Below are 18,035 nucleotides of genomic sequence, written 5' to 3'. Positions count from 1 at the left end.
CCGCACCCCGCCAACCCCACAAACCCCCAGCTCACCGGCCACTGTCGGACCCACCGCCTATCGTGCGCACCATGACGACCCCGCGCCCCGCCGCCGAACTCTCCGCAGACGAAGCCCGCCGCATCGCCCTGCGCGCACAGGGCTTCCTCGGCACGCCCGACCGCAAGGCCGGCGTCCGCGGCGTGCTCCGCCGGCTCGGCGCGGTCCAGCTCGACACCATCTCGGTCCTGGCCCGCTCCCACGAACTGATCCCCTACGCCCGCCTGGGCGCCGTGGGCCGCAAGACGGCGGAGCACGCCTACTGGCACGGCGCCCACGCCTTCGAGTACTGGTCCCACGCCGCCTGCATCCTCCCCATCGAGGAGTGGCCCCACTTCGCCTTCCGCCGCCGCGCCTACCGCAACCGGCCGCACTGGAACCACGCCCTCCCCGAGGGCACGTACGACCAGGTCCTCAAGCAGCTCCGCGCCGAAGGCCCGCTCACCGCCACGGACTTGGGCGGAGCGAAGAAGACCAGCGAGTGGTGGGACTGGTCCGGCACCAAGGTCGCGGTGGAACGTGCCCTGATGTACGGCGAGGTGGTCTGCGTCGAGCGCCGCGGCTGGAAGCGCGTGTACGACCTCGCCGAACGCGCCGTACCCGCCGCCCTGCTGCACGACGAGCTCGACGACGCCGAGTGCCTGCGCCGCCTCGTCCTCCTGGCCGGCCGGTCCCTCGGCGTGGGCACGCGCGCGGACATCGCCGACTACCACCGCCTCAAGGGCGAACAGGTCGACGCGGTGATCGCCGACTCCGGCCTGGTCCCGGTCACGGTCGAAGGCTGGGGCAAGCCCGCGTGGGCCGACCCTTCGGCGCTGGAGACGGCTCCGCGCGGTCGCCACCGCACCACGCTGCTGTCCCCCTTCGACTCGCTGATCTGGGAACGGGCACGCACCGAGCGGATCTTCGGCTTCACCCACCGCCTGGAGGCCTACGTCCCCAAGCCGAAGCGGGTTTACGGCTACTTCGCGATGCCCGTCCTGTCCGGCGGCCGGCTCGTCGGCCGCGTGGACCCGGCCCGCGAGGGCCGCACCCTGGTCGCCAGGCAGATCACCCTGGACGGCCCGAAAGCGGTCCCTGCGGTCGCCCAGGCCCTGCTCGAAGCCGCGACCTGGGTGGACTGCACGGACGTGCGCGTGGAACGCGTGGACGCCCCTGAGCTGCGCGAGCCGCTCGCCAGGGAACTCACCCGCGCACTCGCCTGACCGACCGCACCCCGACGGCCAGGCCGGATTCGGCCGACGGATTCGGCCGACGGTGCGGTCCGACGGCCAGGCCCGCGGACCGGACCGAGGTCAGCGGATCTCGAGGATCTTCTCCCGCATCGCGTACACCACCGCCTCCATCCTGGAGTGCAGCTGCAGCTTCTCCAGGATGTTGCGTACATGGTTCTTCACGGTGTTCTCGGAGATGAACAACTCCTTGGCGATGTCACGGTTGTTCATCCCCGTGGCGACCAGCTTGAGCACCTCCAGCTCCCGGTCCGTCAGCCGTGGCGCGGGGACGAGTCGCCGCTCGTCGGTCCGCTGGATCATCGACTTGAACTCGGTGAGCAGTTTCGACGCCATGGAGGGGCTGATCTGCGACTGCCCGTCGGCGACCGCGCGGATCGCGGTCGCGACCTCGTCCGTGGAGATCTCCTTGAGGAGATAGCCGGTCGCGCCCGCCTTGATCGCCTCGTAGAGGTCGGCCTCCTCGTCGCTGATCGTCAACATGATGATCTTCGCGCTGGGGGCGACCTCCTTGATGGAGGTGCACGCCTCGATGCCGCCGCGCTTGGGCATCCGCACGTCCATCAACACGATGTCGGGCAGCAGGTCGGCCGCCTTGTCCACGGCCTCCGCGCCGTCACCCGCCTCTCCGACGACCTGGATGTCCTCCTCGGCCGCGAGCACGATCTCCAGTCCGCGGCGGAACAGGGCGTGGTCGTCCACGACAAGGACTCTGATCGGCTCCTTGCGTGAAGTGCCGTCATCACCCGCGTCCGGGCCCATGCCGACGACACCCTCGTGGGCACCCTCGTCACGCATCGGTCCGAAGCTGTCCGCCATCGTTCCTCCCCCTGAAGGCTGCGGCCGTGGTCCTGAGCCATCGCCAACCCAAGGCAACGACCCATCGGTTGGGCCGCCCTGCCATGATTCCATGCCCGGACGACAACGCGGCGACAGAGCGACTCGCCCGAGGGGTCGCACACGGGTGCCCCCGGGGCGCACACGCGCTCCAGGGGCACACCGCTGAACTGTCACCGGGCGCGTCAGCCGCCCAGCGCGCCACCCGCTTCGGGTGCGTGCGCCTGCGCCACCATCGGGTCGGTGTCGAGATAGATCACGCCGTAGTCGTAGGCGTGCCGGCGGTAGACGACGCTGGGCTGCTTCGTCTCGGAGTCGACGAACAGATAGAAGTCGTGTCCGACCAGTTCCATCTCGTAGAGGGCCTGGTCGAGCGTCATCGGAGCCGCGACGTGCGTCTTCTCACGGACCACGAGGGGGCCGTCGCCCTGCACCTCGATCGATCCGATGCGCTTCGTCGGCACGCTCTCCGACTCGTCGGACGGGACGGGACGGCCGTTGCCGTTGAGCGTCGCCACACCCGGAACGTGGTCGGGAACCTCGGCCGCGGACAGCCTGCGGGCACCGCGGCGCGTGTATCGCTTGTCGTGCTGCTTGCGCAGCTGGGCGTCCAGCTTCTCCGCGGCCAGGTCGAGTGCCGCGTACGCGTCGCTGGCGGCCGCCTCCGCCCGGATCACCGGGCCGCGCGAGTGGAGCGTGATCTCCACTCGGTCGCACCGGTCGGCTTGTCGGGGGTTGGGCTCCTTGGACACCTCGACGTCGAGGCTGATCACCTTGCCGTCGAGCTTCTGGATCTTCTCCAGGTTCAGCTTCTCGGCCACGTGCTTGCGGAACCGCTCGGGCACCTCGGTCTTGCGGCCCTTGACGACGATGTCCACGCAGAACTCCGTTCCCGGATCACTCCGCTTCTGTGGCGGAGCATCTCCCTTTTGCACCAGGCCCCGGTGAGCACCGGAACCTCCGACTTGGCGACTTCCACCTCCTCCTCCCCCATCGACGAGATCTACACCCCAAGTGCTGCGGGTGATGACCAAAACCGCAGCACGGCATTCGGATTTGAGAGGTGTGGCCTGCGGCTTTCCCTCACAACCGAACATATCTCGCCCGGACGGATGTCGTCACCCTCTACTGCGGCGTACCTCCGTTCAGGTGAATTGGCTCTCTCATTACCTGCAACGACGCAAGTTCTGAGTCAGTTCCGGTTTATTTCCAAAGAGCCGGCGAAGCCGCGACCACGGCCGCGCAGAGCACCCCACCGGCGCCCTCGGCTTCCGAAGGGCCGACGTCGGACGGGCCCATGGGTCTCTCGCCCCTGGTGGCTCGCGCGGTTCCCGAGGGCACCCCGGCCCCCGTCACTCCCGCCGATCGCACCGGCACCCCACACGTCTCGTCCGTCCCGTCGATGGCTGCCTCCCTCGCTCCGGACGACTCCTCCCTTCTGCCTTCCCTCGCGACACCCGCGTACACGGCCCACGCATCTCCACCACACACCTCCCTCGCCATCTCCTCCCCGCCCCCTCCACACTCCACCCGTTGTCCTACCTCCGCCCGTCGCCCCGGGCCCGGCCGCCGTGCCACGTCCGCCCCGCCCGCCGCCCCCGACGGCTCCGCGCCCGCCGCCGCATCCGGCCCGCCCGCGAACCCCGGCGACCCCGCGTCCCCGGTCTCCGCCGCCCGTGCGACCGCCCGGGTCGCCGCCCGGACCGCGCGGGCCGCCTCCGCCAGCGAAGCGCCGGTCGTCACCAGATCGTCGACGAGGACCACCGGACCGCAGCGCAGCAGCCGCGCCCCACCGGGCGCCACCGCCAGCGCACCCACCAGGTTGTCCCACCGCTGCCGGGCGTCGAGTCCCGACTGGTCGGCCACGGCCCGCCGCTGCCGCAGCACCGCCGCCACCCGCGCCGGAACCCCGGCCCGCCGCAACTCACCGGCCGCCGCGAGCGCGATCCGCCGCGCCGGATCATGACCACGGGCCCGGACGGCGGCGGGGGCGGAGGGGACGGGGACCAGCAGGACGCTTCCGAGGGGCTGGGCCCCCTCCCCCTCCCCCCACCCCACCCCCGCCTCCCTCATTCCCGCCCGCACAGCCCCCGCCAGCGCCGCTCCGAGCGGTCGCGTGAGGGCCAGCGCGCCGCGTTCCTTGTGGGCCAGCAGCACCGCCCGGACTTCGTCGGCGTACCGGGCCGACGCGTGCACGGCGGGCAGCCCGGGCGGTTGCGGCACGGGCCGCACCCGGAACGGCGCGGTGTGGCACAGGGCGGCGCGGCAGCGCGGGCAGAGCACCGTGCGTGCCCTTCCGCAGCCTCCGCACTCGGCGGGCAGCACCAGGCCGGTCAGTTCGTGCCACCACGTGCGAACGCCTTCCACGTCGACCACTGTGCCGACTTGGGAAGCGGTTCACCACCCCTGTGGAAAACCTCTGTGGAAAACCGCCCGGAGCTCCTGTGGACGACTTCGTTCAGGACGACGGTCGGGGCAATTGGCCAACGCAAACGAAACAGCGGCCGAAAAGAGGCGGTCCCTCTCCATCGCCTCGCGAGGGAGAGGGACCGTCCGGTGAACTCGAAGGGGTATGTCGGCAGCGGAGCAGAAAGGATCTATCCCGGGTAGAGCGCCATCGAGGCGGTTTCCTTCAGCGTCCGCCACCCGCTTCCGCCGGGCAGCCACAGCAGCCCGTTCTTGGAGGTGGCGAAGAGCGGGGTGTCGTTGTCCTCGGAGGCGGCGATGCTGGTGACCTCGGTGAGTCCGGGCAGTGTGCCGGCCTCGGGGATCGAGCCGTCGCTCTGCACGTACTGCACCTGCTCGACGCCGCCGGCCTCCCGTCCGACCACCACGAGCCGGCTGTCCCCGGCCCAGGACACCGCCCGGACCTGTTCCAACTCGGGTGTCGCGGAACGCAGTTCCTGGACCGACAGGGACGGCGGTGCGGCGTCGCCGGTGCGTTCGATGCGTCCGATGAGCAGGGACTGCTTGCCGCCCTTGTCCACGACGAGGGCGATCCGCACCCCGTCGGCGGCCACACGTACGGCGTCGACACGGCCGTCGAGCCCCGGGGTGAGCACCTCCACCGGCTCCCCGCTGCCCTTCTGGAGCAGGAGCAGTCGCGGGTCGGCGGGGTTGCGGTCGGCCACCCAGAGGTTGCCCTCGGCGTCCCAGCTGGGGGTGGTGAGCCGGTCGGACTCGGTCTTGCCGGTGCTCTGCAGCACGGGATCGCCGACGGTGCTGCCGGACAGGGTGGAGGTGACGTAGAGCGCCTTGCCGTCCAGGGCCACTCCTGCCGCGCTGCGTTCGTCGCGGGCCACCGCCACGGAGCGCAGGGCCGTGGCGCCGACCCCGAGGGGCCCGGGGACGGGGTCGGCCTTGGCGTTGCCGCTGCCGCCGGCCATCCGCACGAGGCGGTGCCGGCCGTCGATGAAGTACAGGTAGCCGGGGTCGCTCCGGGAGCCGCGGGCGACGACGGTCTTCGCCTGGTCGTCGGACAGGGAGCACTGTTGGCTGCCGCCCGCGCGCAGGGCGATCTCGCTGACGGTGGGGGTCAGGCTCTGGAGGGAGAACAGCAGCTGGGCCGCCATCTCGTCGCATTTGGCCCGTCCGATGTGGGCGGCCTTGTCGTTCAGCGGGACGGTGAGCTTGTTCTGGTCGTCGGGAGTCAGCGAGGTGACGCCCTTGGAGAGTGCCGTCCCGGTGGGGAATCCGGATCTGACGACGGGACGCAGCCAGCTGGTGGGGCCGCTGAGAACGGAGCGCACCATCTGTGTCATGGGGTCGACCCGGCCGCGGACGTAGACGGGGTCGGCGACGGCCACGGGCTGCCCGGTTCCCTCGACGGCGGTGTCCGAGGCGAAGTAGTACTTGTTGACGGACACGTAGTTGCGCTGGAAGTCCGACTTGCCCATGACGACGCCGTCGGGAAGCGCGTCGATGCGCCACTGCCCGTTCTTCTTGTCGCGGGTGACGTGGACGGTCTGTCCGTAGGCGCCCGACGCGGGCGTGTACGCCTGCTGGGCGTCCACGACGGCGACCCTGGAGCCGGAGAGGATGTACGAGCGGTCGTCGCCCTCGCGGTTCCCGGCGGGTCCGGTCATGGTCGCCGGACCGTCCACGAGGACGGTCGTGGACCATTCGGGTTGCCACTTCTGGGCGGCTTTCCCGGTCAGGTACTGGCGTGCCGTCGAGTAGCTGGGGTCGTCGCTGGTGAGCGCTTCGAGAAAGCCCTGGAGGATCTCCAGGGGCTGTGCGTCGTCGCGGGGCGGCATGGCGAACACCCGGACCTGGGTGTCCTGCCCGGGCGTGGATTCGACGCCGCGCAGGTCGCCGCTGTCGGGCATCGAGGCGCACCCGGCCAGCAGGACCACTCCGCAGACGGCGTACGCCATCACGCGCCCCGGCGTGCGCCGGATTCCCTCCTCGCGCTGCTCAGCGCCCACGAGATGCCTCCCCTTGGCTGTCCGCGCCCTCGGCCGCGGATTGCGACGTCGTCGTGTCATCCGGCGACTCGTCGTGTCGTGTCGCGCCGGTCGTGTTGGTCCCCGTCGCCGTGCCCGGGCGGGGCACCACGCGCGCGCCGTTGCCGGGCAGTGCCGTCGGGTCGGCCGTTGGTGCGGCGGTACGGGGGGCGAACGGTGTCCGGGCGGACGACTGCTGCTCGTGCGCGGGCTGCACCGGCACGGTGGCGCTCTTCTCGCCGCCGTGGCGCGGCCGGCCGGCGTCGTCGAGTTCGCCGCGGTTGCGGCGGGAGTCCTTGGGCTCGAGCGGTATGGGCGAGCCCCGCAGTGGTTCGTCGGCGGTCCTGGGCAGTGTCAGCCGGAACTGGGAGCCGCCGCCGGGCTCGCCCCAGGCCTGCAGCCAGCCGCCGTGCAGTCTCGCGTCCTCCAGGGCGATGGACAGCCCGAGGCCGGTACCGCCGGTGGTACGCGCGCGTGCCGGGTCGGCGCGCCAGAACCGGCTGAAGACGCGGGTGGCCTCGCCGGGCTTGAGTCCGACGCCGTAGTCGCGCACGGCGATCGCGACGGCTCCGCCCGCGGAGGCCAGTTTGACGACGACGTCCTTGCCCTCGCCGTGTTCGACGGCGTTGACGACCAGGTTGCGCAGCACGCGTTCCACGCGCCGGGCGTCGGCCTCGGCGACGACGGGCTGCTGGTCGCCGATGACGCGTACGGCCGTCCCCTTGCGTTCGGCGAGCGGCGCGGCCCCGCTGACGACGCGCCGCACGACTTCCCTGAGGTCGATCGGCTCGGCCTCGAGGGCGGCGGCGCCGGCGTCGAAGCGGCTGATCTCGAGGAGGTCGGCGAGGAGCGTCTCGAACCGGTCGAGCTGGTCGGCGAGGAGTTCCGCGGACCGCGCGGTGACGGGGTCGAAGTCGACTCGGGCGTCGTGGATGACGTCTGCGGCCATGCGTACGGTCGTCAGGGGCGTCCGCAGTTCGTGCGAGACGTCGGAGACGAACCGCCGCTGCATCCGTGACAGGTCCTCCAGCTGCTGGATCTTCAGTTGGAGGTTCTGGGCCATCTTGTTGAAGGCCTCGCCGAGCCGTGCGATGTCGTCCTCGCCGGTGACCTTCATCCGTTCCTGGAGTCGCCCGGCGGACAGCCGTTCGGCGATCCCGGCGGCCATCCGCACCGGGGTGACGACCTGCCGCACGACGAGCCAGGCGATGGCTCCCAGGAGGACGACGACGAAGAGTCCGGCGGTCGCCAGCGTGCCCTTGACCAGGCTCAGCGACTTCTCCTCCTGTGTGAGCGGGAAGAGGTAGTACAGCTCGTACGGGTCGCCGTTGGGGTCGTTGACCTGCTTGCCGATGACCAGGGCGGGCTGGGATTCCTTGTCGTTGAGGTAGTCGATGCGGGAGTAGCTCTGGAAGGCGCCGGTGCCGGTGTTGACGCGCGCGCGGAGGTTCTCGGGAACGCTCTTGTTGGGGTCCACGTATCCGGAGGCTCGCGGTCCGTATCCGCCGCCGTTGTCGAAGCCGGGGGGCAGGGTGACCACGTCGAAGGCGCCCTGGCCGCCGCTGGACAGCGACAGCACGAGCTCGCTCATCCATTCGATGACGTTCTGCGAGGTCCGGCCGTCCGCCGGGGTCCCGCCGTCGGCGGGTGTGCCGGCGGCCTCGTCCGCCTTCTGCTTGGCCACCGCGAACCCGCCGGTGGCCTGGCTCTGCGATGCCTTGACCTTGGCGTCCAGCAGGCCGTTGCGCACCTGCCCGATCACGACGAAGCCCAGCAGCAGGACGACCCCGAGCGACATGAGCAGGGTCGTGGCGACGACCTTCAGCTGGATGTTGCGCCGCCACAGCCGCATGACCGGCAACAGGGGCCGGCGTACCCACCGCATCAGCAGTCTGAGAACGGGGCTGCCCTTGACACCGCCCCGCAGCAGCCCGCCTTCGAGGAGGCGCGCGAAGCGTGAACCCGCTGTCCCACGGCCGACAGGCCGCTCCCGACCGGCCCCGGACCGGCCGGGGGCCGAAGCGGCACTGTCCCCTGACATGTCAGCTGGGTCCTGCCTTGTATCCGACGCCACGGACGGTCACCACGATCTCCGGCCGCTCCGGGTCCTTCTCGACCTTCGAGCGCAGCCTCTGTACATGCACGTTGACCAGGCGGGTGTCGGCGGCGTGCCGGTAGCCCCACACCTGCTCGAGGAGGACCTCTCGGGTGAACACCTGCCAGGGCTTGCGCGCCAGCGCGACCAGCAGGTCGAACTCCAGCGGGGTCAGCGCGATCGACTGGCCCTCCCGCTTGACGGAGTGGCCGGCCACGTCGATGACGAGATCGCCTATGGCGAGCTGTTCGGGCGCCGGCTCCTCCGACCTCCGCAGCCGGGCCCGGATGCGGGCGACCAGCTCCTTCGGCTTGAACGGCTTCACGATGTAGTCGTCGGCGCCGGACTCCAGTCCGACGACCACGTCGACGGTGTCGCTCTTCGCCGTGAGCATCACGATCGGCACGCCGGACTCCGCCCTGATCAGGCGGCACACCTCGATGCCGTCCCGGCCGGGCAGCATCAGGTCCAGCAGCACCAGATCGGGTTTCGCCTCACGGAAAGCAGCCAGCGCCTTGTCGCCGTCGGCTACGAAAGACGGTTCAAAACCTTCACCACGCAGCACGATGCCGAGCATCTCGGCCAGTGCGGTGTCGTCGTCGACGACAAGGACTCGTCCCTTCATAAACGACATCATCCCATTCTCGTAACAGTGAAGGAGGCGCAGGTGAGAAGGCTCACCGGCCAGTGACGATAGTCGTACGGGGCGGTCACTGTCTGCCCCGGTCCGCCGATACCGGTGTCGGCACCGATGTCGTGCGGCCCGGCCGAAACGGCGCGCGGCCACTGCTCAAGGACAGCACATCCGGCGCTCTCGTGAGCATGCGGGCTCCGAGGGCGAGGAACGGACAGCGCCTCCGACACCTCGACGGCACTCATCGGCGCAGCTCCCACCCGCAGGGGCCTGCCTCCAGGTCGTGCGCGAGACAACGCCGTCCGGACCGGCGTCGTCCTCGCCGCCGCCCTCGGCCTCACGTCACTGTCCGCCGAGCGCCTCGCCGAGCGCCGCCCACAGCGCATCCTCATCCCGACCGGGTCGTCGTCTTCGCCGATTCGCCGATCAGGAAGATCAGAAAAATCTTGGTGCGGTGCGGTGTCCTCCAGTGGTGGGATGCGTCGCATGAGCGACCCGCTGCACGACCGCATCCAGGAGTACTACGCGGCCGTCCCTCTCCTTTTCGCCGCCGCCGAGGACTTCGGTCCGCTGCGCCTGTTCGTGCGCGAGGAGCCGGGCGCCCCGTACTACGGCGGTCCCGGCCATGCCCAGCCCACCCGGCAGGGCGCGGCCCGGGTCGGCGCCGACGACATCGCGCGGGTGCGCGCCCGTCAGCGGGAGCTCGGTGTGCCGGAGGCGTTCGAGTGGCTGGCCGAGGCCGCGCCGGCCCTGCGCGCCCTGGTCGAGGCCCCCGGCCTCACGGTGCTGGAGCGCCCGCTCATGGTGCTCCCGGCCCACCGTCCGCTCCCCGCCCCACCGTTCCCGGACGGCGTGACCCTGCGGGTGCTGACCGCTGACGACCCCGCGCTGCCCGCCGCCCTCGCCCTGCCCCGCCTGGCCTTCGCCCAGCAGCCCGGCACCGGCCCGGCGGACCGTGCGGAGCTGTCCAGGCTGACCCGTGAGGTGACCGGGGACGGCACGGTCGCCGCCGTGCGCCCCACGCTCCGGGCAGGACACAAAACGCTCCTCGCCGCCCTCGCCCCGGACGGCGTCCCCCTGGCCGTCGGCCACTACCACCCGGCGACGGGCGCGACGGAGATCGGCGGCGTCTGCACCCTTCCCGCCGCCCGGCGGCAGGGCCTGGCCGCCGCCGTGACAGCGGCCCTGGCCGCCCACGCCCGCGAGCACGACGTCGACACGGTGTTCCTCGCCTACGCGCAGGAGTCCGTCGCCCGCATCTACGCCCGCCTGGGTTTCCGCCCCGCCGGCACCACTCTCCTGATCGCCGGCCAGCCCGCCCGCTCGTAGACCTGCCGCCACGACCCACGCCGTCGACCCGCGCACCGTCGGGCGGGTCGGCCGGACGAGGTCGAACCGGCCGGATCAGGACAGCCCAGGCCCCCTGCCCCCACCCTCGGCCTCGGCCCCGACCTCGGCCCCACCCTCGGCCTCGGCCCCGACCTCGGCCCCGGCCTCGGCGGTCCCCCTGCCGGCTTTGGCGCACAGCTCGGCGAGCGCGTCGGCCGTCACGGGCGAGATCACGCCCTCCTCCGTGACGATCGCCGTCACCAGCTCGGGCGGCGTCACGTCGAAGGCCGGGTTGTACGCCTGCGTCCCCAGTGGCGCCACCGGCATCCCCCCGCCCGCTCCCGTCACCGGCGCCTGCGGTGCCGCGGTCTCCGTCACCTCGTACCCCGGACGCTGCTCCACCTCGATCGACGCCCCGTCCGGCGTCCTGGGATCGACCGTCGTCACCGGCGCCACCACGATGAACGGCACATGGTGGTAGCGGGCGAGGACCGCGAGCGGATAACTCCCCACCTTGTTCGCCACCGACCCGTCCCCCGCGATGCGGTCCGCCCCGATCAGCACGGCGTCCACGTCGCCCGCCGCGAAGAGCGAGCCCGCCGCGTTGTCCGTCAGCAGGGTGTAGGCCATGCCGTTGCGTGCCGCCTCGTACGCGGTGAGACGGGCGCCCTGCAACAGCGGACGGGTCTCGTCCACCCACAGCCGGCGCAGCCGCCCCACCCGGTGCGCCGCGAGCGCCACCGCGAACGCCGTCCCCTCGCCGCCCGACACCAGTGCCCCGGTGTTGCAGTGCGTGAGGATCCGGTGCCCGCCGCCGGGCAGCAGTTCGTCGAGCAGCGCCAGCCCGTGCGCGGCCATCCGGGCGCTGGCCTCGGCGTCCTGCTGATGCAGTTGCCGTGCGGCCTCCAGCGCTGCCCGCGCTCCCTGGGCCGGGTCGCCGCCCCCGGCGAGCTCCGCCCGGTACGCGGCACGAGCCCGGCGCACGCCCAGGGACAGGTTCACCGCGGTGGGGCGGGCCGAGGCGAGCGCGTTCGCGGCCTCGTCCACGTCGAAGCCGCGGGCGGCGGCGAGCGCGACGCCGTAGGCCCCGGCGATCCCCAGCAACGGCGCCCCGCGCACGGCCAGCGACCGGATCGCCTCCACCAGCGCGGACGCGTCCGTACACACCGTTTCGACCTCTTCGGCGGGAAGTCTCGTCTGGTCGAGAAGGACCAGCACGGGTCCTTCCGGCAGTTCCTCCCAACGGATCGCAGGTATCTCGGCCGGCCGCTTGTCCTCGCCGGATTGCGCGTACTGATCAGCCATGAGGTCAGTCTGCCCCCTTTCCGAGGGACCATTGAGGGTGTGCGGCCCGTACCGCGGCCGGTCACCCGGTGAGCGCCCCATGGCACGATGGCTCCCAACCTGCCGCCGCGCCCGCGGACGGGCACCGTGAAGGAGCGACGATGAAAGACACTCCGGGCTGGGCCTCGCCCGGATCCGCCCCGTCCGACGGACAGGAGCCCGGCGCGTCCCACCCCGCCGAGCCGACGGCCCGGCCCGCCGGCGATCAGCCCGCGGACCAGCCGGACGCGAGCGCGAACCCGCAGAGCCCCGGCACGAAGTGGTCCAGGGAACAGCCGCCTCCCGGCCAGTGGTCTGCGCCGGCAGGCCTCCAGAACCCGGCCCAGCCCCCGCCGCCCCCTCCGCCGCCGCCCGCCCAGAACTGGGGCGGCTACCCGCCCGCGGGCCCCGGCGGACACCCCGGAGGCCCGGCCGGCTACGGCGGCCCCGGAGGTTACGGCGGTTACGGTCCTCCCGGTGGCTGGGGCGCCGGCTGGGGAGGCCCGCCGCCGGCCGCCAAGCCCGGCGTTATCCCGCTGCGCCCGCTCGGCGTGGGAGAGATCCTCGACGGCGCCGTGGCCACCATGCGCGCCCACTGGCGTACGGTCCTCGGCATCTCCCTGACCGTCGCCGTCGTCACCGAGGTGTTCATCGTCCTGCTGCAGGGCCTCATCCTGAACGACGCCACGGACACCGCGGCCCTCGGCGACCCGAGCGCAACCGCCGACGAGCAGCTCAACGCCATGGGCGACGCCATGCGCGCCTCCGGCCCCGTGCTCCTCATCAGCCTCATCGGCACCGTCGTGGCGACCGCCCTGCTCACCACCGTGACCAGCCGCGCGGTGCTCGGGAAACCGGTCACCCTCAAAGAGGCATGGCGCGACGCCCGCCCGCAACTGCCCCGGCTGTTCGGCCTGATCTTCCTGCTCATGCTGATCGCCGCCGGCATCGTCCTCGTCTGCCTGTTGCCGGGCATCCTCGCGAGCGCCGCCGGCAACACCGACGGAGGCGCCGCGCTGAAAGCCTTCGGCATCCTCGTCTCGATCGTCCTCGTGCTCTGGCTGCTCATCCGCTTCTGCCTGGCCTCGCCCGCGCTGATGCTGGAGAAACAGGGCATCAAGAAGGCCCTCGGCCGCTCCACGAAACTCACCCGCGGCTCCTGGTGGCGCGTCTTCGGCATCCAACTGCTCGCCCTGCTCATCGCGAACATCATCGCGATGATCGTCGTCGTGCCCTTCGCGCTTCTCGGGGCCGCGCTGAGTGACGGCGGCATCAGCGGCATGGTCGAGGCGAGCAACGACTACGGCTGGACCTACCTGGTCATCAGCGGCATCGGCTCGGTCATCGGATCCATGATCACCTTCCCGATCGCGGCCGGAGTCATCGTGCTCCTCTACATCGACCAGCGCATCCGCCGCGAGGCCCTCGACCTCGACCTGGCCCGCGCCGCGGGCCTCCAGGACTACGGCTCCCTCGCCCCCGGCCCCACCCCGGGGAGCTGATGCGGTGAGACCGACGGGGGGAGTTCTCACAGCGGTACCGCACACGGACGGCATGCCCCTACGGGCACTGGCCGGCCTCGCCGACGTGGCGCCGACGGCCCTGTGCCGCGCCGCCGAGAAGGCCGTACGGGTCCTGTTGCGGGCAGGCGACGGCGTGACGCTGTCCCTGGCCCGCTCGGGCGACGAACCGCCGCTGACCGTCCCCCGCGACCCCGCGCGGGAGGCGGCCCGCCGCGAGCTGTCCAAGGACCTGTACCACCAGAACGACCCCGGCCTGGTCCAGCGCACCCTGGACACCCTCTGGGACTGGATCGGCGACCTGTTCGGCACCGCCTCGACCGCCACCCCCGGCGGCACGCTCGGCCTGCTGGTCGTCGTCCTCGCCGTCGTCGCCGTCGTCGCGGCCCTGTGGTGGCGCCTGGGCACCCCGGGCCGCCGCCCCACCTCCACGCCCGCCCTGTTCGACGACCGTCCCCGCAGCGCCGCCGAACACCGCGCGGCCGCCGAAGCACACGCCGCCCAGGGCCACTGGAACCAGGCCCTCCAGGAACGCATGCGCGCTGTCGTCCGCGCCCTGGAGGAACGCGCCCTTCTCGACGCCCGCCCCGGCCGCACGGCCGACGAGGCCGCCGCCGAAGCCGGCCGCAGCCTGCCCGCCCACACCGACCGGCTGCGCGCCGCCGCCGGCGACTTCGACGACGTGACATACGGCGGCCGCCGGGCGACCCGGCAGTCGTACACCCGCATGGCCGCACTCGACGTCGACCTGGAGCGCGCGAAACCCGAGCTGACGGCCCACAGCCCCCACCAGACGGCCCGCCCCGCCCGCCGGGGAGCCGCCGAATGACGACCGAGGCCACGCTCCCCACCACCTCGGCCCCGCCCACCGCCCTCCGGCTGTGGACCCGCGCCCGAGGACCCGTCCTCGCCTTCGCACTGCTCCTGGCGGCGGCGATCACGCTCGCCGCGCTGCAGTCCGACGCCCGCCACGGCGCCCTCGACCCGCGCTCCGCCGACCCCTACGGCAGCCGCGCGATCGCCGAACTCCTCGCCGACCGCGGCGTGACCACCCGCGTGGTCACCGACCTGGCCGACGCCCGCGCCGCGGCGGACCCCGACACCACTCTTCTGGTCGCCGCCCCCGACCTCCTGACCGAGCGTCAACAAAAGGAGCTGCACACGGCGACGGCGGGCTCCGGCGGCCGCACCGTCCTCGTCGCGCCCGGCAGCTGGTCCGTGGGGACCCTCGCCCCCGGCGTGACCGCCGACCCGGCCAACAGCCACGACTCCGTGCTCTCCCCCGACTGCACCCTGCCCGCAGCGCGCCGCGCCGGCACCGCCGACACCGGCGGCATCCGCTACACCACCCACCGACCCGACGCCGAAGAGTGCTATCCCAGCGAGCGTCTGGCCACCCTGCTGCGCCTCCCCGACACCACCGGTGACGGCGACACCCTCGTGCTCGGCGCACCGGACATCCTCTACAACAACCGCCTCGACCAGCAGGGCAACGCCTCGCTCGCGCTCCAGCTCCTCGGCTCCCGCAAGCATCTCGTCTGGTACCTCCCCTCTCTCGCCGACGCCACCGCCACCGACCCGGACGACGAGAAATCCTTCGTCGACCTGCTCCCCTCCGGCTGGCTCTGGGGCACCCTGCAACTCTTCGTCGCGGCAGGACTCGCCGCCCTGTGGCGGGCACGCCGGCTCGGCCCTCTCGTCGCCGAGAAACTCCCCGTGTCGATCCGCGCCTCCGAGACCGTCGAAGGCCGCGCCCGCCTCTACCGCAAGGCCGACGCCCGAGACCGCGCGGCCGCGGCTCTCCGCTCCACCACCCGCACCCGCCTCGCCCCTCTCCTCGGTGTCCCCGTCCCTCAGGCGCACACGCCCGAGGCCCTCGTCCCGGCCCTGACCGCCCACCTGCACGGCAACGGCCAGGCCCTGCACTCGCTCCTCTTCGGCCCGCCGCCCGGCGACGACGCGGCCCTGATCTCCCTCGCCGACCAACTCGACGCCCTCGAAAGAGAGGTACGCCGTCCATGATGGACCCGACCACCGACAACGCCGGGGCCACCGGGGACCAGGGCCGCGCCCGCGCCTCCCTGGAAGCCCTGCGCGCCGAGATCTCCAAGGCCGTGGTCGGCCAGGACCCCGCCGTGACCGGCCTCGTCGTCGCTCTGCTCTGCCGCGGACACGTTCTCCTTGAAGGAGTCCCCGGAGTGGCCAAAACGTTGCTCGTCCGCGCCCTCGCCTCCGCACTCGAACTCGACACCAAACGCGTCCAGTTCACCCCCGACCTCATGCCGAGCGACATCACCGGCTCCCTGGTCTACGACGCCCGCACCGCAGAGTTCTCCTTCCAGCCAGGCCCGGTCTTCACCAACCTCCTCCTCGCCGACGAGATCAACCGCACCCCGCCCAAGACCCAGTCGTCCCTCCTCGAGGCGATGGAGGAACGGCAGGTCACCGTCGACGGCACCCCCCGGCCCCTCCCCGACCCCTTCCTCGTCGCCGCGACACAGAACCCCGTCGAGTACGAGGGCACCTACCCCCTCCCGGAAGCCCAGCTGGACCGCTTCCTCCTCAAACTGACGATCCCGCTCCCCTCCCGCCAGGACGAGATCGACGTCCTCACCCGCCACGCCGAAGGCTTCAACCCCCGCGACCTGCGCGCCGCGGGCGTACGCCCCGTCGCCGGGCCCGCCGACCTCGAGGCGGCACGCGCCGCCGTCGCCAAAACCGCGATCTCCCCGGAGATCACCGCCTACGTGGTCGACATCTGCCGCGCCACCCGTGAATCGCCCTCCCTCACCCTCGGCGTCTCCCCGCGGGGCGCGACCGCCCTCCTGGCCACCTCGCGCGCGTGGGCCTGGCTCACCGGCCGCGACTACGTCATCCCCGACGACGTCAAAGCCCTCGCCCTGCCCACTCTCCGCCACCGCGTCCAACTCCGCCCGGAGGCCGAAATGGAAGGCGTCACCGCCGACTCCGTCATCAACGCGATCCTCGCCCACGTCCCTGTCCCCCGCTGATGGCACTCACCGGACGCACCGCGCTCCTCGCGGCCCTCGGCTCTCTCCCCGTCGGCATCTGGGGCCCCGGATGGGCGGGCATCCTGGCCGTCAACGCGCCGCTGGCCCTGGCCTGCGCCTGCGACTTCGTGCTGGCCGCCCCCGTGCGTCGACTCGGTCTGACCCGCTCCGGCGACACCACCGCCCGCCTCGGCGACCCCGCGGACGTCACCCTCACCGTCACCAACCCGTCCCGCCGCCCCCTGCGCGCGCACCTGCGCGACGCCTGGCCTCCCAGCGGCTGGCAGCCGGGCACGGAGGTCGAAGCCTCTCGTCACCGCCTGACGGTCCCGCCCGGCGAACGCCGCCGCGTCACGACCCGTCTGCGCCCCACCCGGCGGGGCGATCATCACGCCGACCGCGTCACCATCCGCTCCTACGGCCCTCTCGGCCTCTTCGCACGCCAGGGAGCCCACCAGGTCCCCTGGACCGTACGCGTCCTCCCTCCGTTCACCAGCCGTAAGCACCTGCCGTCGAAACTGTCCCGCCTACGCGAACTCGACGGCCGTACCAGCGTCCTGACCCGCGGTGAGGGCACCGAGTTCGACAGCCTGCGCGAGTACGTTCCCGGCGACGACACCCGCTCCATCGACTGGCGTGCCACGGCCCGCCACTCCACGGTCGCGGTCCGCACCTGGCGTCCCGAACGCGACCGGCACGTCCTCCTGGTCCTCGACACCGGCCGCACCTCCGCAGGCCGTGTCGACGACGCCCCCCGCCTCGACGCCTCCATGGACGCGGCGCTTCTCCTCGCCGCTCTGGCGTCCCGTGCCGGCGACCGCGTCGACCTTCTCGCCTACGACCGCAGCATGCGCGCACTCGTCCAGGGCCGGACCGCACGCGACGTCCTCCCCTCCCTGGTCAACGCCATGGCCACCCTTGAGCCCGAACTCGTCGAAACGAACGCCCGCGGCCTCGCCGCCGCGGCCCTGCGCACAGCCCCCCGTCGTTCCCTCATCGTTCTGCTGACGACACTGGACACCGCGCCGGTCGAGGAGGGCCTGCTGCCCGTCCTGGCGCAACTCATCCGACGCCACACGGTCCTCGTCGCGTCGGTGGCCGATCCGCACATCGCCCGCATGGCCGCCTCCCGCGGTGACGCCGACGCGGTGTACGAGGCAGCAGCCGCCGCCCAGGCGCAGACCGAACGGCACCGTATGGCCGAGCAGCTCCGCCGGCGCGGCGTCACCGTCGTCGACGCCACACCGGATGAACTCGCCCCGGCACTCGCGGACGCCTACCTCGCCCTGAAAGCAGCTGGACGCCTCTAACGCAAAACGGGCCCTCCGATGGGAGGGCCCGGCAAAGAACTTTGAATACTCAGAAACGCAGAAAACCCCCGTGCCGAATGGCACGGGGGTTTACGCAATGATTGTTCGGCGGTGTCCTACTCTCCCACAGGGTCCCCCCTGCAGTACCATCGGCGCTGTAAGGCTTAGCTTCCGGGTTCGGAATGTAACCGGGCGTTTCCCTCACGCTATGACCACCGAAACACTATGAAACTGTTCAGCCGCACCACACCGTGACCATG

The 18,035-nt window shown here is 72.1% G+C and carries 12 protein-coding genes, 1 rRNA gene and 2 pseudogenes; 7 read left to right on the top strand and 8 right to left on the bottom strand.

Features of this window, described 5'->3' with window-relative positions; all coding sequences use genetic code 11:
- Positions 1–71 precede the first annotated feature (71 nt).
- Positions 72–1,244 carry a winged helix-turn-helix domain-containing protein gene (locus tag C6376_RS13670; RefSeq protein ID WP_107448947.1) on the top strand — a complete coding sequence of 391 codons (1,173 nt, stop codon included), beginning with the start codon at positions 72–74 and terminating at the stop codon, positions 1,242–1,244.
- 90 nt (positions 1,245–1,334) lie between these two features.
- Here the strand turns inward: C6376_RS13670 and C6376_RS13665 are convergent, their stop codons facing one another.
- The 6 genes and pseudogenes from C6376_RS13665 to mtrA form a co-directional block, all read right to left on the bottom strand.
- Positions 1,335–2,090 (bottom strand): response regulator transcription factor, encoded by a 756-nt coding sequence (locus C6376_RS13665; RefSeq protein WP_107443670.1) that lies wholly within the window; start codon positions 2,088–2,090, stop codon positions 1,335–1,337.
- A 203-nt stretch (positions 2,091–2,293) separates the two neighbouring features.
- Positions 2,294–2,986, bottom strand: a complete 693-nt coding sequence (gene raiA, locus C6376_RS13660; RefSeq protein WP_107443669.1) for a ribosome-associated translation inhibitor RaiA — start codon at positions 2,984–2,986, stop codon at positions 2,294–2,296.
- Between the two features lie 811 nt (positions 2,987–3,797).
- A pseudogene (locus C6376_RS45170) lies at positions 3,798–4,475 on the bottom strand (ComF family protein); the annotation flags it as partial.
- A 230-nt stretch (positions 4,476–4,705) separates the two neighbouring features.
- Complete coding sequence (locus C6376_RS13645) at positions 4,706–6,535, bottom strand: LpqB family beta-propeller domain-containing protein (RefSeq protein WP_107443666.1); 1,830 nt, start codon at positions 6,533–6,535, stop codon at positions 4,706–4,708.
- Positions 6,525–8,594: an MtrAB system histidine kinase MtrB gene (mtrB, locus tag C6376_RS13640; RefSeq protein WP_107443665.1), complete on the bottom strand. Its 2,070-nt coding sequence runs from the start codon at positions 8,592–8,594 to the stop codon at positions 6,525–6,527. The genes C6376_RS13645 and mtrB overlap by 11 nt, the downstream gene beginning before the upstream one ends.
- A 1-nt stretch (position 8,595) precedes the next feature.
- Complete coding sequence (gene mtrA, locus C6376_RS13635) at positions 8,596–9,285, bottom strand: two-component system response regulator MtrA (RefSeq protein WP_187281934.1); 690 nt, start codon at positions 9,283–9,285, stop codon at positions 8,596–8,598.
- A gap of 474 nt (positions 9,286–9,759) precedes the next feature.
- On the opposite strand from mtrA, the gene C6376_RS13630 reads away from it, so the two are divergent.
- Positions 9,760–10,611, top strand: coding sequence for a GNAT family N-acetyltransferase (locus C6376_RS13630; RefSeq protein WP_107443664.1), 852 nt, complete (start codon positions 9,760–9,762; stop codon positions 10,609–10,611).
- Between the two features lie 183 nt (positions 10,612–10,794).
- On the opposite strand, the pseudogene mtnA reads toward C6376_RS13630, so the two are convergent.
- Positions 10,795–11,916: pseudogene (gene mtnA / locus C6376_RS13620) on the bottom strand (S-methyl-5-thioribose-1-phosphate isomerase); the annotation flags it as partial.
- A 140-nt stretch (positions 11,917–12,056) separates the two neighbouring features.
- On the opposite strand from mtnA, the gene C6376_RS13615 reads away from it, so the two are divergent.
- Genes C6376_RS13615 through C6376_RS13595 form a run of 5 tightly spaced genes read left to right on the top strand, consistent with a single transcriptional unit; the run spans position 12,057 to position 17,775 of the window.
- Positions 12,057–13,436: a glycerophosphoryl diester phosphodiesterase membrane domain-containing protein gene (locus C6376_RS13615; RefSeq protein WP_107443663.1), complete on the top strand. Its 1,380-nt coding sequence runs from the start codon at positions 12,057–12,059 to the stop codon at positions 13,434–13,436.
- A gap of 52 nt (positions 13,437–13,488) precedes the next feature.
- On the top strand, positions 13,489–14,283 hold the full coding sequence (locus tag C6376_RS13610; protein WP_107443662.1) for a DUF4129 domain-containing protein: 795 nt from the start codon (positions 13,489–13,491) through the stop codon (positions 14,281–14,283).
- Positions 14,280–15,476 carry a DUF4350 domain-containing protein gene (locus tag C6376_RS13605; RefSeq protein ID WP_107443661.1) on the top strand — a complete coding sequence of 399 codons (1,197 nt, stop codon included), beginning with the start codon at positions 14,280–14,282 and terminating at the stop codon, positions 15,474–15,476. The genes C6376_RS13610 and C6376_RS13605 overlap by 4 nt, the downstream gene beginning before the upstream one ends.
- On the top strand, positions 15,476–16,465 hold the full coding sequence (locus tag C6376_RS13600) for a MoxR family ATPase (RefSeq protein ID WP_107443660.1): 990 nt from the start codon (positions 15,476–15,478) through the stop codon (positions 16,463–16,465). Before C6376_RS13605 ends, C6376_RS13600 begins: the two co-directional genes overlap by 1 nt.
- Positions 16,465–17,775, top strand: a complete 1,311-nt coding sequence (locus C6376_RS13595; protein WP_107443659.1) for a DUF58 domain-containing protein — start codon at positions 16,465–16,467, stop codon at positions 17,773–17,775. Before C6376_RS13600 ends, C6376_RS13595 begins: the two co-directional genes overlap by 1 nt.
- 103 nt (positions 17,776–17,878) lie before the next feature.
- On the opposite strand, the gene rrf is transcribed toward C6376_RS13595, so the two are convergent.
- Positions 17,879–17,995 (bottom strand): 5S ribosomal RNA (gene rrf, locus C6376_RS13590).
- Positions 17,996–18,035: the final 40 nt, after the last annotated feature.

The organism is Streptomyces sp. P3, from assembly GCF_003032475.1.
Taxonomy (GTDB): Bacteria; Actinomycetota; Actinomycetes; order Streptomycetales; family Streptomycetaceae; genus Streptomyces.
Note: the sequence above shows the minus strand (reverse complement) of the source record. Positions and strands in the feature narration are given on the sequence as shown.

Coding starts and splice junctions, on each gene's coding strand:
- C6376_RS13670 (WP_107448947.1), top strand. CDS start 72: ATGACGACCCCGCGCCCCGCCGCCGAACTCTCCGCAGACGAAGCCCGC.
- C6376_RS13665 (WP_107443670.1), bottom strand. CDS start 2,090: ATGGCGGACAGCTTCGGACCGATGCGTGACGAGGGTGCCCACGAGGGT.
- mtrB (WP_107443665.1), bottom strand. CDS start 8,594: ATGTCAGGGGACAGTGCCGCTTCGGCCCCCGGCCGGTCCGGGGCCGGT.
- mtrA (WP_187281934.1), bottom strand. CDS start 9,285: ATGATGTCGTTTATGAAGGGACGAGTCCTTGTCGTCGACGACGACACC.
- C6376_RS13630 (WP_107443664.1), top strand. CDS start 9,760: ATGCGTCGCATGAGCGACCCGCTGCACGACCGCATCCAGGAGTACTAC.
- C6376_RS13615 (WP_107443663.1), top strand. CDS start 12,057: ATGAAAGACACTCCGGGCTGGGCCTCGCCCGGATCCGCCCCGTCCGAC.
- C6376_RS13610 (WP_107443662.1), top strand. CDS start 13,489: ATGCCCCTACGGGCACTGGCCGGCCTCGCCGACGTGGCGCCGACGGCC.
- C6376_RS13605 (WP_107443661.1), top strand. CDS start 14,280: ATGACGACCGAGGCCACGCTCCCCACCACCTCGGCCCCGCCCACCGCC.
- C6376_RS13600 (WP_107443660.1), top strand. CDS start 15,476: ATGGACCCGACCACCGACAACGCCGGGGCCACCGGGGACCAGGGCCGC.
- C6376_RS13595 (WP_107443659.1), top strand. CDS start 16,465: ATGGCACTCACCGGACGCACCGCGCTCCTCGCGGCCCTCGGCTCTCTC.